The organism is Niastella sp. (assembly GCF_045805085.1).
Classification (GTDB): Bacteria; Bacteroidota; Bacteroidia; order Chitinophagales; family Chitinophagaceae; genus Niastella.
Genome location: NZ_JBJMLX010000398.1, coordinates 1 through 13,669 on the forward strand (window position 1 = coordinate 1; position 13,669 = coordinate 13,669).

Consider the following 13,669-nt stretch of genomic DNA (forward strand, 5'->3'; position numbering starts at 1 on the left):
CGAATTTTTCAATTAATAATTATCTTGCACGGCTGGGATTTTCTCTGCCTTCTGCCTTCTGCCTTCTGCCTTCTGCCTTCTGCCTTCTGCCTTCTGCCTTCTGCCTACAAATTAGCCAGTATCTTCTCTTGTGCTGCTTTTAACTGCTCAGGTGTAAGTTTAAGTTTCCCCCTGGTAAAGTTGAGGTCATCTATTCCATTAATAGGCACCAGGTGCAAATGGGCATGCGGCACCTCAAGACCAACTACTGCCAGCCCTACCCGGTTACAGGGAAACGATCTTTCAATAGCCTTTGCTATGGGTTTCGCAAATATCATGATGCAGCTCAGGTAATCGTCGGGCACATCAAAAAACTTATCTACTTCCAGCTTGGGCACTATCAACACATGCCCTTCTACCAATGGAAATATATCAAGGAAGGCGAAAAACTGATCGTTTTCTGCAATCTTGTAAGCCGGAATATCACCGGCAATGATCTTTGAAAAAATAGTCATAGCCCGGTAGATTTTGCTTAAACGGTAATTTCTTGTATCTGGAATTTGAATACACCGGCGGGCACAGTAACTTCTGTTACATCGCCTACAACTTTGCCAAGCAGGCCCTGGCCTATGGGAGAGGTCACAGAGATCTTTCCTTGCTTCAGATCAGCCTCTTTTTCAGAAACAATGGTATAGGTGATCTTCTTCTTGGTAGCAAGATTGAGGATGGTCACTTTGGTAAGGATAGACACTTTACTTGTATCTACGTTTTCAGTATCCAGTATACGAACACTGGCAATGTCACTTTCCAGCTTTTTTATTTTGGCTTCCAGTATTCCCTGGGATTCTTTCGCAGCATCATACTCGGCATTTTCTTTCAGGTCACCTTTCTCCCGTGCTTCAGCAATTGCCCTGGCCGCAGCCGGACGATCAACTGTACGCATACGCACTAACTCCTCTTTCATTTGCTCGAGCGTTTCCTTTGTTATGTATAAAACATTACTCATAATAACCTCCTTATTTTAAACCGTCTAAATGGTGCTCTACTACTATAAACAGAAAAAAAGAACAACGCCTCAGGGCTGAAGCGTTGCACTACTGTATAAAACAAAAATAAACTTTTTTTCAGAATGATTAAGGCACCCGGTTCTATTTTTTAACTAAATCCCTAATTTCTCAACCACCACGGTTGACATTTTAAGAAAGGCTTCATGACTGTACCCCGCTGTGTGGGGTGTAATCAACACATTGGGCTGCTGCAACAACCAGTCCAGTTCGCTTTTTTGGGCATCTGTATAGGTTTCCAGCTTTTCATTTTCGAGCACATCCAGACCGGCGCCAACAATTTTGCCATTTTGCAGCGCCCTGATAATTGCTCCTGTATCCTGAACCTTACCGCGTGACGCATTCAAAAAAAACGGCCTACGTTCCAGGGCATTAAAAAATGCATCGTTGGCATAATGAAAAGTTTCATCTGTGAGCGGCAGGTGCATGCTCACCACATCGGCATACCGGGCAATCTGTTCAAAATTGGCTTCGCGCACAAAATTTTTAGCAAAGTCGAACTTATATTTGTCGCAGGCCAGAACCGTAACGTCGAATGAGGAAAGCAACTTTGCAAAAGCGCTTCCGGTATTGCCAAACCCGATAATGCCCACTGTTTTTCCGGTAAGCTCTATACCCCGGTTGGCATCGCGGATCCACTTGCCTTCCCTGATCTCCTGCATGCTGTTGTTCATCTTGTTCATTAAGCTCAGCAACATACCCAGCATATGTTCTGCAACGGCATTGCGGTTGCCTTCGGGACTGCTTACACATTTTATACCCTTGCTTTCCGCATAAGAAACATCAATCAGCTCCATCCCACTGCCCAGGCGGCCGATCCATTTTAATTTACCAGCCCGGTCAAGCATGGGTTTATCGATCTTAAGGCGGGTAGTAACAATTAAACCTTCTGCTTCATGAATGGTATCCAACAGTTCTTCATAGGTAACTGCGGGAACAAACTGAACGGTAAATCCTTTTTTCTCCAGGTGCTCAATCAGCCAGTTGTGCACTTTGGCTGTGATTATTACATTCTTCATTCTTATCCTCGTTGTTGGGTCTATTTCATGGCAAAAGTAAGCCGCGCAAAATCATTTACGGTTAATTGTTCGGCCCTTTTATCGAATATGGGATCTTGTAACGCTTCGGGTGTATATAAGCTTTTAACCGCATTACGTAATGTTTTACGCCGCTGGTTAAAGGCGGTTTTCACCAATACAAAAAACGATCTTTCACTCTTCATTTCCGGAATGGTTTGCCGGGGCGTTAACCTTATTACCGCACTTTTTACTTTGGGGGGCGGGTTGAATGCATTTTCAGACACTTCAAATAAATATTCCACATCAAAGAAAGCCTGTACCAGCACACTTAAGATGCCGTATACTTTATTGCCTTCGCGAGCTGCCACCCGTAGGGCCACTTCTTTCTGAAACATGCCTATCACTACCTGCACGCTTCCTTTCCATTCCAGTACTCTGAATAATATTTGGGAAGAAATATTGTAGGGGAAATTGCCAACCAGCGTAAAGGGCTCACTATACGGCTGTTCAATGGTTAGAAAATCCTGGTGAATGATCTTTGATTGCAGGGCTGGATACGTCTTTAATAACCAGGTTACTTTTTCTTCATCCAGCTCCACACATTTAAACTCAATATCGGACAGTTGCAATAAGTACTTGGTCAAAGCACCCCCACCCGGTCCCACTTCCAACAGCCGTTGAAAGGGATGTTCCTGCAGCGCCTGCACTATTTTCTTACAAACATTCTCATCTGTCAGAAAATGCTGTCCCAGCGATTTTTTTAGTGTATACACGGGGTAAAGGTAAGAAGAGTTGACCAGTTGATCAGTTGACGAGTTAACAAGTTGACAAGTTAACGAGGAAGAAGGAGGTTAGGAAGGGGAAAGTTGACCAGTTGACCAGTTGACCAGTTGACCAGTTGACCAGTTGACGAGTTAACAAGTTAACAAGTTGACAAGTTAACGAGGAAAAGAAGGTTTGGTGGGGTAAAGGAGGAGGTTGATAGGGTTGACGAGGTTGATAGCGTTGATAAAGGAACAAGACAATAAGAGAATGGCTTCCGTTTCAAAGGTTGCTTTGCCGCGTCGCGGCCCTCTGCCCTCTGCCCTTTGCCCTTTGCCCTCTGCCTTTTCCACCACTGACTATTGGCCACTGCCTACTGCCTTTTATACTTTGGCAACCAGGGGGCCGGGGTAAAAAAATAGAGGTAGGGTTCTACCATTCAGGAATGAATGAAACCGTACCTCTCGATCCGCATGAAACTAAAACCTTAGTCAACTTATAATAACCATCCTGATTTTTTTTTGGTCAAAGGCCTTGGTTTTGATACAGGCCTGTTTATTGTCCATTGCTGTATATACCCTGCATAGGTATGCAGGCCAGCAGGCACTACACGAAGCTCCGGTTTACCGGTTCTGCTTACACTATCAAAATTTTCCAGTGAATTCAACAGTATATCGGCCAGTTTATCAGAACTGGCTGTTCCATCAGCCATTTTAGTAAAGGCTGAATTATCGGTGGCGAGTTTGTGATTGACCTTCTTAGCTCCTTTATCAATAGATTGATTGGGAATTGCTTCCTGGTATTTTATATACCGGGTTGAATGAGGGACAACGTTCTGTGCCTGGCTATCACTATACAATGATATAGCCAACACAGCCAATAGGGTGTTTTTCATAAATACGGATTGCTAGGGCAAATTATAAACGAGCCTTTCAAAATTTTATTGGTGCTACAAATCTAAAATAAACACTTACCAATAACAGATAGTCAGGCTAGATCGAATTATACTAATAACAGTTAAACGCTCACAGCTATACGCAAACGTATACCAAACACATCTTAATTGAGCAAACCAATCGTTACCGGCAGGTACTTCTAAAGTAAAATGCTGTGTGCTGGTGCCAGGGGGCCATTACCTGCCTAAAGCGATCGCACCCAAGTTATAAAACATTCTATAACAATAAAATAGGATAAATACTTCGCACAATTTCGTCCTAATTGTTTTCCCACCCCGGCGAGTTACGGAAAATCCCTTATTTTGAAACCCAAAAGCCGGAATACAGCCAAAATGCGTGCTTTTAGCTTAAAACTTACACCTTGAACATTATATCGTAAATTAGCCGCTACAATAGTAAACTCACAATGAACGCACAACAACAAAAACCTATAATAGGCATTTCAATTGGTGATTTAAACGGTATTGGAACAGAACTGGTTATAAAAACCCTTAACGACCACCGTCTGCTTGAACTTTGCACACCCGTAATTTTCGCTTCCAATAAAGTGATCAATTTTTACCGTAAATCGGTACCCGATATCAATTTTGCCTATCAAAGCATTAAGGAACTGAACCGCGTTAATTTTAAACAGATCAATATTTTCAACTGCTGGGAAGAAGAGGTGGGCATTACGCCCGGACAATTATCCGATGTGGGTGGCAAATACGCCATTAAATCGCTGACTGTAGCGGCACAGGCGCTGAAGGAAGGCAAGATCCAGGGACTGGTTACCGCCCCCATTCATAAAAAGAATACCCACAGCAGCGAATTCAATTATACCGGCCATACCCCTTATTTGAAACACATTTTCGGAGTACAGGACGTGGTCATGCTGATGGTAGCCGGCAATTTCAGGGTAGGTTTGTTAAGTGAGCATGTGCCCATTAACGAAGCCGCCAAACATGTAACCCGGGAAAACATTCTGTCAAAACTCAGCATCATCAATAATTCGCTGATAAAAGATTTTGGTATTGATAAACCCAAGGTAGCGGTTCTGGGTCTGAACCCCCATGCCGGCGACGAAGGACTGATTGGCCGGGAAGAAGAAGAAATTATTAAACCGGCTATAAAAGATGCCCGTCATTTTATGCTGGCCATGGGTCCTTACAGCGCTGACGCATTTTTCGCCCGCCGTCAGTATGAAAAGTTCGATGCCGTACTGGCCATGTATCACGACCAGGGTTTGATCCCCTTTAAATCGCTGGCCATTGGCGAAGGCGTGAATTATACAGCGGGCCTTCCAGCCGTTCGTACTTCACCTGACCACGGCACTGCCTTTGATATTGCTGGTAAGAACAAAGCCGATCATACTTCTTTCTTAACTGCTATTTTTGAATGTATCGATATCATCGAGCGCCGTAGCGCCTATGTTGAAAACCATCGCAACCCGGTGAAGAAAGTAACACCGGCAATACTGGCGAATGTAGAGGATGAAAAAATTGAAGAAGATCCCAACAACGAATAATCAACCGCATTGGATAAAAATAAAATCCTCCCAATAAGCCGGGAGGATTTTTTATTTTGATAGGACAAGTAGGCTAAGGTTTAAGAAATAAGATGCCAGTCATTGCAACTATTTCATTCCTAAAAAAATAGGTTAAGGTTTACGAAGTGTGTTGCCCGGTACGGGCAACCACTCCATGCAAAAGCACAAGCTAAGGTTTACTAAACGAGGTCACACATCAGAGCAACCGACGCATAAGTTAAGGTTCAAGGAAAATTTTGCGTACAGCGATATAATATCAGCTATATCATGCCAAATACAGGATATCCCCCACGTTGCCGTGAGCAGTAAAAAAAGGCTTATTAAATATTTTGGAGCGCCACCTGGTATCTGTTGTCTTTAACCACCAACAGCTCCTGTTTCTGATCGAAACAGCATTCGTTCTCTATAGATAAGATTGTCCGGTAGGTGAAACGTAATTTGAAGAAACGAAGGAAAAAAGACATGTTTTCAGTTTTCAGGTGTACTATCAACAATTATAATGCGCTTTTATAACGCATCTGATGAATATATTATTTCTTTTAAAGTGTAATAAAAAAATGCACTTATTCATCAAATGGCTGAGTATCACCCAACTGAATTTAATAAAGAGTAAACTATTTGACATTGATCAATACGCACATAAAATCATTCGTGTTGCTGCGTTATTTGAAGATGTCATTTGCTAAACCTTTGTTGATTGTATAGCTGGTGTAAGAGAGCTGAATTTTGCCTTTTTGAGTACCGGTTGCCGTAGTGGTTTTGGGTGGCTGACCACCTGCATCATAATCGAAAGCAAGGCCTTTGGGTAGTTTATAATCCTTGGTAGTAAATAAAAAGGAGATAGTATCGGGCAAGCCCTTGCTGGCATATTTGCCATATTGCATTTCCATTTCATAGGTGCCGTTTTCGCGGGTGGTAATAATGGCTTTCTTTACCAGGCCTTCCTTTTCATCGATGTACAGCGTTGACACCACTATATCGCTTTTTTCATCCAACGGCAATAATTTCACAATAGTTACTGGTTCATTATTAACACTACCTTTTCCGGCGGGTACAGCGGTATAGTTATTCCCTTCAAATAAAGCTGCCAGGTTAATATTGCCGCCACCCTTGGGTACAATGGAAATCCCATCCTGTTTTTTGATCTTGAATTTATCAGGCTTTTTATAGAAGATGGTCACTTTTGACTCGGGCACTTTCATAAACGCCACATCGGTTTTCATTATCCCCTCTGCTTCGTAATCATTTACAAGACCCAGTTTATCTTTTACCTTTTTTATGAGGTCATTGACATCTTGCGCCCGGCTTACAAAACAGGGCAGCAGGAACAGCAGCAGAAAAGCGGGAACCGATAATTTCATACCCAGGATATTCATACTACAAATTTAGCACACGCCTTTTTGCCGGATACAAATAAACTTACATTTAACGAAGCCTTACAGAAAGCTGTCGGCATCGCGATAGGCTTTTATGAGCGCCGTCTCACCCTCCTGCCCTTTTTGCGAAATTCCATGCTCCATACCCAGTATTCCTTTATAGCCTTTTCCATGTATGTGTTTAAAAATATTCTTATAGTTCATTTCGCCGGTACCGGGTTCATTTCTGCCGGGATTGTTACCTATTTGCAGGTAACCGATCTCCTCCCACCACCTGTCGAGATTGTTGATGATATCGCCTTCGTTGCGTTGCATATGATACATATCGAACAACATTTTGCAAGAAGGACTGTTCACCGCTTTACAGATCATATAGCCCTGATCGGAGTGGCGCAGGAACAGGTCGGGATTGTCGCTCAGCATTTCCAGCACCATTACCAATCCATGTGGTTCCAATACAGCGCTTGCTTTGCGCAGGGCGGCAATTACATTGACTGTTTGTAGTTCGGGCGAAAGCGATCTTTCATAATTACCCGGCACCACTGTCATCCATTTGGCGCCGCAGCGTTTAGCTACTTCCACCGCAATCTTACAATCATTCATCATTTTATCAATCCACTCCTGTTTACCGGTAGTAAGAGAAGTTTTCCAGTGCCAGTTGTCTGAAGTAACTACAAACACCCCCATATTCATGCCCAGCTTTTGCAGGGTGTCGCCAATTTTCTTTTGCAGCTCGGGCGTGCGGGCCATCATGCCATTGTCTTCAATAGAGCGAAACCCATGGTCATACGCAAATTTTATCTGGTCAATAAAATCGGCGCCCGCACTATTCTTGAACATCCCATCATGGGTGGCATAATTTAAATTGAAAGGTTTATCTGCAGCAGGTATTGGTTGCTGACGGGAAGCAGTAGCAGCAGAAGCAGTTAGTAATGAAGCGCCAGCCAGCGAAAGCTGTTGCACGAAGTTCCTTCTTTTCATATAGTGCCGTTTAGTACTTAAAATTATGGATAATAATATTTAGCTACATGGCAATTCATTGAGAAAACAAAAAATAAACTGCCGCTAATAGTTTAGGGTTTCTTTATCGTTGTACGACATATAAGAAATCGGCAGTCAACAATCGGCAGTTAATCCACAAGTTGGCGGATGTTTCACTATGCAAACGTTTACATTAACTAATCCGGGGTCGGGTTACCAATGGAATGATTTAATTTCTTAATTTCCATTTCCTTCATTAAAAGAACACCTGTGAAATCAATACAAATTGTAATATCATTATTGTTTGCGGGCGCTACCGGGCTAGCGCAAACAAATAGTTCAAACGCATTTGCACCCTATGATCAAAATATACCCGGCAGTTCCGTATCGTTCAGCATGATGCCTGTACAGGCCGGCAGTTTTAATATGGGCAGCCCCGCTGGTGAAGCAGGGCGTAAGGCAACAGAAGGACCGGTAAAAAAAGTGCAGCTCGATTCCTTCTGGATGGGCGCCAAAGAAGTGACGTACGATGAATTTTTATTGTTCTTCAACGATGAAAACACGCCGCGCGAAACGGAGGTGGATGCCATTACGCGGCCCACTCCGCAGTACATTGACCTGAGCTGGGGCATGGGCAAACAAGGTGGGTTCCCGGTTAACAGTATGTCGCAATACACGGCTATGATGTACTGCCGCTGGCTGTATAATAAGACCGGTATTTTTTATCGCCTGCCTACTGAAGCAGAATGGGAATATGCCTGCAGGGCCGGCAGCACCAGTACTTACTTCTTTGGGAATGATGCTAAACAACTGAATGATTATGCCTGGTTCGCCGGTAACAGCAACAGGAAATACCAGAAAACAGGACAGAAAAAACCAAACGCCTGGGGATTATATGATATGCTGGGCAATGTAGGTGAATGGACGCTTGACCAATACAGGGATGATTATTTTACTGCTATTGGCGATGCGCCCAGCAATCCCATGATAGCACCAACGGAAACCTACCCACGCGCTGTACGCGGCGGTGGTTATCTTGATAAACCCGATGCATTGCGTTGCGCCAGCCGTCAGCCATCCGATGCAGCCTGGAACAAACGCGATCCGCAAATGCCCAAAAGCAAATGGTGGCTTACCGATGCCATGGCCGTTGGGTTCAGGATCGTTCGCCCGGCAAAAGCGCCCACCGCTGAAGAAGCGGCGGCTTTTTATAAAAAATATTGCCACGAGTAATATTGAAAAAAGGGTGAGTCGTTCGCCAGCTGGCGGATGACCTACCCGGGGATCCCGATTTTGTACTACTAAAACTGATGCAAATGAGCACCGAACAATCTAACAACCTTGGCACCTCACGCCGCCGGTTTGTAAAACAATCTACCTGGCTGGCCGGCGGATTACTTGCTTCGCCATTATTGTCAAAAGCCAATTTTTTCTCCGGCGCAGATGATACCATAAAAGTAGCGCTGATCGGTTGCGGTGGCCGGGGAACCGGTGCTGCCCAACAGGCTTTACTAAGCAAACAAAATGTGAAGATGGTAGCCATGGCCGATGCTTTCCGTGATAATTTAGACAGAGCCTATACACGGTTAACTGCCCCCGAAAACACCAGGAACAACGGCGGCGTTAATATAGCAGAACGGATAGATGTGCCTGAGGAAAGAAAATTCCATGGTTTTGATGCGTATCAGAAAGCCATTGCCCTGGCCGATGTAGTGATACTGGCAACGCCACCTGGTTTTCGTCCCATTCACTTTGAAGAAGCCATAAAACAGGGCAAACACGTATTCATGGAAAAACCGGTAGCCACCGATCCTGCCGGCATCAAACGGGTGCTGGATGCCGCCGAAACCGCCAAACAAAAAAAATTAAACGTAGTGGTAGGTCTGCAACGCCACTACCAATACTCCTACCGCGAATTATTCAAACGCAAGAACCTTATTGGCGATATTACCTCCGCACAAGCCTGGTGGAACAATGACGGTGTTTGGGTGCGTAAACGTCAGTACGGTCAAACCGAAATGGAATACCAGATGCGTAACTGGTACTACTTCGTATGGTTGTGCGGCGATCATATTTGCGAACAGCATATCCATAACCTCGATGTAATAAACTGGTTCAAAGAAGGCCATCCCGTAAAAGCCCAGGGCATGGGTGGTCGCCAGGTACGCAAAGGGAAAGACAATGGCGAAATATTCGACCATCACTATGTTGAATTCACTTATGCCGATGGTTCTGTATTGAACAGCCAATGCCGCCACATTCCCGGCACTATGAGCAAGGTTGATGAACTGCTGATAGGCACCAAAGGGAAAATACAGTGTGGTGATGCCAACATCGTTGACCCTAAAGGCAAAGTATTATTTCAGTTTGATAAAAATACCGAGAACAATCCTTACCAAACCGAACACGATGAGTTGTTTGCGGCTATTGCCAAAGGTGAATATAAATTTGCCGATGCCGAAAATGGCGCCCATAGTTCCATGACTTCCATTCTCGGCCGAATGGCCACGTATACCGGTCAGGTAGTGGAATGGGACAAAGCATTGAACTCTGGTTTAAACCTGCAACCCAAATCGTACGACTTCAATGCTATGCCGCCGATATTGCCAAATGATGAAGGATACTATCCGGTTCCCATACCCGGTGTAACCAGGTATGGATTTTAAATAGAAAGGACAATCAATAAAGCCCGGAAGAAACATACACTTTCTTCCGGGCTTTATTTTTATAGCAGGCTAACAGGCAATCCTAAAAAATTTTACTTACCTTCCCTCCGCTGGCAGCCAGCTTCGCTGTCCGGACCCCGTTTAGTAGCAAATAAGTATTCCCAGGCTATCGTTCAACCAATCATAATACGGGTAATAAAAACAAGATATTATAATGAAGGGTGTTTCGCTTTCCAAATGGTTTAGAAACGTATCTATTGCCAAAAAGTTATACTTTACCGTGGGCATTATGGCTACCCTGATCGCTATAGAATTGGGAGCGCTGATATTTTCTATAAATACCCTTTCGGCTGTACGGGCTTATGTAAGCGGCGAAGGCCTCTGGTCAAAAGCGCAAAAGGATGCCATGTATCAATTATTGCGGTACAGCCGTACACATAACGAAACCGATTATCAGAAGTTCAAGGAATTTATGAAGGTCTCCGGCGGCGACCACAAAACCCTGATCGAGTTGAATAAAGCAAATCCAGACATGGTGATTGCCAGGGAGGGTTTTATTGAAGGCCGCAACCATAAAGACGATGTGGATGGCATGATCAAACTGTTCTCCCGTTTCAATCGCGTTTATTATATTAATAAAGCTATCAAAGCATGGGCATCGGCTGACCTATCGGTAACAGAGTTTATACCTATTGGTGAACAATTACATAAAGAAATAAACGCGCCCAATCCCTCGCCCGAAAAGATCAACGCAATTGTTCAGACAATAGATCCCCTGAACGCCCGCCTCACCGTACTGGAAGATGAGTTTTCATACACCCTGGGGGAAGGATCACGCTGGCTCGAAAACCTGGTATTGAGATTATTATTCCTGATCGCGCTTTCTGTTGAAATAACCGGTTTAACGCTGGCCATTATAGTAAGCCGCAACATCCAAAAAGGATTGAACGAAATATTGCAGTCGGCCAAAGCCGTTGCCAAAAATGATTTTACCCGCAAAGCCAAGGCATTTTCGAAAGATGAGATTGGCATACTTGCCAACAACTTCAATACCATGGCCGAAGAACTGCACCGAAGCATGCACGATATTGAACAGGCGCAACAAAAATTTAAAGGACTGTTGGAATCTGCCCCTGATGCCATTGTGATCATGGATGAAAAAGGCAGCATCACCCTGGTGAACAAACAATGCGAAAATATTTTCGGCTATCAAAAAAATGAATTGATCGGGGCTAACATGGAATTATTGTTGCCTGAACGGTTCCGTTCCGCTCAACATGAACAACCAAAATTGATCTATGATATTCCTGGTGTTCGGTCAACAGACATAGGGGTTGAAGTATTGGGCCGGCGTAAGAACGGGAATGAGTTTCCGATAGAAATGAGTTTGAGCCCGCTCGAAACCGAAGAAGGGGTACTGCTAACGGCCGCCATTCGCGATATTTCAGAAAAGAAAAGAATGGAAAAAGAAATCAGGGAGGCTAATGCTACCCTTGAGAAAAAAGTACAAAAGAGAACTGCCGAATTGGAGATCAAGAATAAGGAACTGGAACAGTTTGCCTACGTAGCCTCGCATGATCTGCAGGAACCACTACGTACTACCTCCAGTTTTGTGGAGCTGCTGCGCAAGCAATACCATGGCCGCTTAGATGAAAATGCAGACCGCTATATCGACTATGTGATACAGTCTTCTGACAGAATGAAAACGTTAATCAAAGACCTGCTTGACTACTCGCGTATAGGCAGGGAAAAACAATTTGAACCGGTTAATTGCAATCTGGCGCTTGCAGAAGTGTTGGCCGATCTGGCCGAAGTGATCAAGGAAAACCAGGCGGAGATCGTTGCCGGTCCGCTGCCGGTGGTGAATGCATTTCCCACTGAATTAAAACTGTTGTTTCAAAACCTGATCAGTAACTCTATTAAATTCCAGAAACCCGGTATTGCTCCGCATATCGAAATAGCTGCTACCCATCAAAACGGCCATTGGCATTTTCAATTTCGCGACAATGGTATTGGTATTGATAAACAATACCAGCAACGCATTTTCATTATTTTCCAGCGACTGCACAACCGGTCAGTATATGAAGGGTCGGGCATAGGGCTGGCGCATTGTAAAAAAATAGTGGAGCTGCATGGCGGGAAGATCTGGGTAGAATCTGAGATTGGAAAAGGAAGTATATTCCATTTTACATTGGCTGATTGATCACGACAATATATCCTTCTTCCTGAATATAACAACAGCAACCCCTACAAAGCCAATAATGTGTAAGATCAATATAAAAGCTGATTTCATGATACCCCGCAGATTCTGTATGCTTCCTAATTCTGCACTGCCATCCGCCGAGGCCCTGATATCAAAAAAACCCTTCCACCCCAGCATATGCGAGGTGAATAAATAAGGTTTCATTGAAAGGAATAAAGGCAGGTCCATAGTAGTAAGAATGGTACAAACAATTACAATGCTCATAGCCGCCACAATGGGGCCAATAGAGTTCTCTGCAAACAACGATAGAAAGAACGATAATGCAGCCACGGTTGTCATGGCAATAGCCGCAAATCCAAAGGCAGCAAGGTAACGCCAGAACACATCTGACCGGGGAATTTGAATAATGACCTGGCTTTGAAACACCATCAGATCGCCAGGGCCAAACACCATCAACGAGATCAGCAGCGAAAGAATAGCCATCCAAATCAGAAGAAGCAACGTATAAATAGTAGAAGCAAGGAATTTACTTATCAATAAGGTAGAACGACTGATGGGTTTGCTGATGAGCAAACGCAGGGTACCCATATTGGCTTCGCCCGCAATCATATCGCCACCCACCAGGGCAATCAGCAATGGCACGTGTATGAGCAACGTTTGCAGAATAAAATAACATACAAAATAGCCGTTCAGCATTTTGCCTTCCACATTGAACCGCTCAATGCTTTGCAGCATAAAGTTCACATAGGTTTTACCATCGAGGTACAATGCCAGCTGTATTAAAACCACAATGGCAGCAATGGCAATAAAAGCGATATAAGTACGGGGACGTTTAAAGATCTTAAAAAGCTCAATTTGTAAAAGTGTCCACATGCCGGTTTTCGGTTGTTAATGACAGAAAATACGATTCCAGTGAATTCTGTGGTTGCAGGGCCATAATATTGGCCCCGGCCTTTACCAGGTCGGCAGTTAATTCGGGCACTTGCTGTTTGTTCATTTGCAAAAGGATCACCGTATTGTTCTGCTCCTGCAAACAAGTGCCCCAACGGCTGCTTTGCAACCAGGTCACTACCTGCTGCGGATTGGTTACTTCCAAATGCACCATGGTGCGTGCAGGATCTACCAGTTCGGCAAC

13 protein-coding genes and 1 pseudogene are annotated in these 13,669 nt (G+C 44.1%); 4 read left to right on the forward strand and 10 right to left on the reverse strand.

Features of this window, described 5'->3' with window-relative positions; translation table 11 throughout:
- Window positions 1-104: 104 nt before the first annotated feature.
- From ACJ751_RS20775 to ACJ751_RS20795, 5 genes are all read right to left on the reverse strand, one after another.
- The gene (locus tag ACJ751_RS20775) at window positions 105-494 is read right to left on the reverse strand and encodes an HIT family protein (RefSeq protein WP_407747442.1); all 390 of its coding nucleotides are present in this window, start codon (window positions 492-494) and stop codon (window positions 105-107) included.
- Between the two features lie 17 nt (window positions 495-511).
- The gene (gene greA / locus ACJ751_RS20780; RefSeq protein WP_407747443.1) at window positions 512-985 is read right to left on the reverse strand and encodes a transcription elongation factor GreA; all 474 of its coding nucleotides are present in this window, start codon (window positions 983-985) and stop codon (window positions 512-514) included.
- Window positions 986-1,138: 153 nt separating this feature from the next.
- Window positions 1,139-2,062 (reverse strand): NAD(P)-dependent oxidoreductase, encoded by a 924-nt coding sequence (locus tag ACJ751_RS20785; protein WP_407747444.1) that lies wholly within the window; start codon window positions 2,060-2,062, stop codon window positions 1,139-1,141.
- Window positions 2,063-2,082: 20 nt separating this feature from the next.
- Complete coding sequence (gene rsmA / locus ACJ751_RS20790; RefSeq protein WP_407747445.1) at window positions 2,083-2,835, reverse strand: 16S rRNA (adenine(1518)-N(6)/adenine(1519)-N(6))-dimethyltransferase RsmA; 753 nt, start codon at window positions 2,833-2,835, stop codon at window positions 2,083-2,085.
- Between the two features lie 485 nt (window positions 2,836-3,320).
- Window positions 3,321-3,719 (reverse strand): hypothetical protein, encoded by a 399-nt coding sequence (locus ACJ751_RS20795; protein WP_407747446.1) that lies wholly within the window; start codon window positions 3,717-3,719, stop codon window positions 3,321-3,323.
- A gap of 467 nt (window positions 3,720-4,186) precedes the next feature.
- Here ACJ751_RS20795 and pdxA point away from each other — a divergent pair, with 467 nt between their 5' ends.
- Complete coding sequence (pdxA, locus tag ACJ751_RS20800) at window positions 4,187-5,287, forward strand: 4-hydroxythreonine-4-phosphate dehydrogenase PdxA (protein WP_407747447.1); 1,101 nt, start codon at window positions 4,187-4,189, stop codon at window positions 5,285-5,287.
- Window positions 5,288-5,628: 341 nt separating this feature from the next.
- Here pdxA and ACJ751_RS20805 read toward each other — a convergent pair whose 3' ends face one another.
- The 3 genes from ACJ751_RS20805 to ACJ751_RS20815 all read right to left on the reverse strand — a co-directional run bounded on the left by ACJ751_RS20805 (window position 5,629) and on the right by ACJ751_RS20815 (window position 7,665).
- Entirely contained in the window at window positions 5,629-5,772 is a 144-nt protein-coding gene (locus tag ACJ751_RS20805) for a hypothetical protein (protein ID WP_407747448.1), read from the reverse strand.
- Between the two features lie 198 nt (window positions 5,773-5,970).
- Window positions 5,971-6,684 (reverse strand): hypothetical protein, encoded by a 714-nt coding sequence (locus ACJ751_RS20810; protein WP_407747449.1) that lies wholly within the window; start codon window positions 6,682-6,684, stop codon window positions 5,971-5,973.
- Between the two features lie 60 nt (window positions 6,685-6,744).
- Window positions 6,745-7,665 carry a hydroxypyruvate isomerase family protein gene (locus ACJ751_RS20815; protein WP_407747450.1) on the reverse strand — a complete coding sequence of 307 codons (921 nt, stop codon included), beginning with the start codon at window positions 7,663-7,665 and terminating at the stop codon, window positions 6,745-6,747.
- A 270-nt stretch (window positions 7,666-7,935) separates the two neighbouring features.
- Here ACJ751_RS20815 and ACJ751_RS20820 point away from each other — a divergent pair, with 270 nt between their 5' ends.
- From ACJ751_RS20820 to ACJ751_RS20830, 3 genes are all read left to right on the forward strand, one after another.
- Window positions 7,936-8,898, forward strand: coding sequence for a formylglycine-generating enzyme family protein (locus tag ACJ751_RS20820; RefSeq protein WP_407747451.1), 963 nt, complete (start codon window positions 7,936-7,938; stop codon window positions 8,896-8,898).
- An 83-nt stretch (window positions 8,899-8,981) separates the two neighbouring features.
- The gene (locus tag ACJ751_RS20825) at window positions 8,982-10,331 is read left to right on the forward strand and encodes a Gfo/Idh/MocA family protein (RefSeq protein ID WP_407747452.1); all 1,350 of its coding nucleotides are present in this window, start codon (window positions 8,982-8,984) and stop codon (window positions 10,329-10,331) included.
- A gap of 214 nt (window positions 10,332-10,545) precedes the next feature.
- Complete coding sequence (locus ACJ751_RS20830; RefSeq protein ID WP_407747453.1) at window positions 10,546-12,534, forward strand: PAS domain S-box protein; 1,989 nt, start codon at window positions 10,546-10,548, stop codon at window positions 12,532-12,534.
- On the opposite strand, the gene ACJ751_RS20835 is transcribed toward ACJ751_RS20830, so the two are convergent.
- Window positions 12,535-13,407, reverse strand: coding sequence for an ABC transporter permease (locus ACJ751_RS20835; protein ID WP_407747454.1), 873 nt, complete (start codon window positions 13,405-13,407; stop codon window positions 12,535-12,537).
- A pseudogene (locus tag ACJ751_RS20840) lies at window positions 13,385-13,669 on the reverse strand (ABC transporter ATP-binding protein); the annotation flags it as partial. The gene ACJ751_RS20835 and the pseudogene ACJ751_RS20840, both read right to left, overlap by 23 nt.

What these genes read in the sequence shown, in the direction of transcription:
- ACJ751_RS20775 (WP_407747442.1), bottom strand. Translation starts at nt 494, where the DNA reads ATGACTATTTTTTCAAAGATCATTGCCGGTGATATTCCGGCTTACAAG.
- ACJ751_RS20785 (WP_407747444.1), bottom strand. Translation starts at nt 2,062, where the DNA reads ATGAAGAATGTAATAATCACAGCCAAAGTGCACAACTGGCTGATTGAG.
- ACJ751_RS20815 (WP_407747450.1), bottom strand. Translation starts at nt 7,665, where the DNA reads ATGAAAAGAAGGAACTTCGTGCAACAGCTTTCGCTGGCTGGCGCTTCA.
- greA (WP_407747443.1), bottom strand. Translation starts at nt 985, where the DNA reads ATGAGTAATGTTTTATACATAACAAAGGAAACGCTCGAGCAAATGAAA.
- ACJ751_RS20805 (WP_407747448.1), bottom strand. Translation starts at nt 5,772, where the DNA reads ATGTCTTTTTTCCTTCGTTTCTTCAAATTACGTTTCACCTACCGGACA.
- pdxA (WP_407747447.1), top strand. Translation starts at nt 4,187, where the DNA reads ATGAACGCACAACAACAAAAACCTATAATAGGCATTTCAATTGGTGAT.
- ACJ751_RS20835 (WP_407747454.1), bottom strand. Translation starts at nt 13,407, where the DNA reads ATGTGGACACTTTTACAAATTGAGCTTTTTAAGATCTTTAAACGTCCC.
- ACJ751_RS20795 (WP_407747446.1), bottom strand. Translation starts at nt 3,719, where the DNA reads ATGAAAAACACCCTATTGGCTGTGTTGGCTATATCATTGTATAGTGAT.
- ACJ751_RS20825 (WP_407747452.1), top strand. Translation starts at nt 8,982, where the DNA reads ATGAGCACCGAACAATCTAACAACCTTGGCACCTCACGCCGCCGGTTT.
- ACJ751_RS20810 (WP_407747449.1), bottom strand. Translation starts at nt 6,684, where the DNA reads ATGAATATCCTGGGTATGAAATTATCGGTTCCCGCTTTTCTGCTGCTG.
- ACJ751_RS20830 (WP_407747453.1), top strand. Translation starts at nt 10,546, where the DNA reads ATGAAGGGTGTTTCGCTTTCCAAATGGTTTAGAAACGTATCTATTGCC.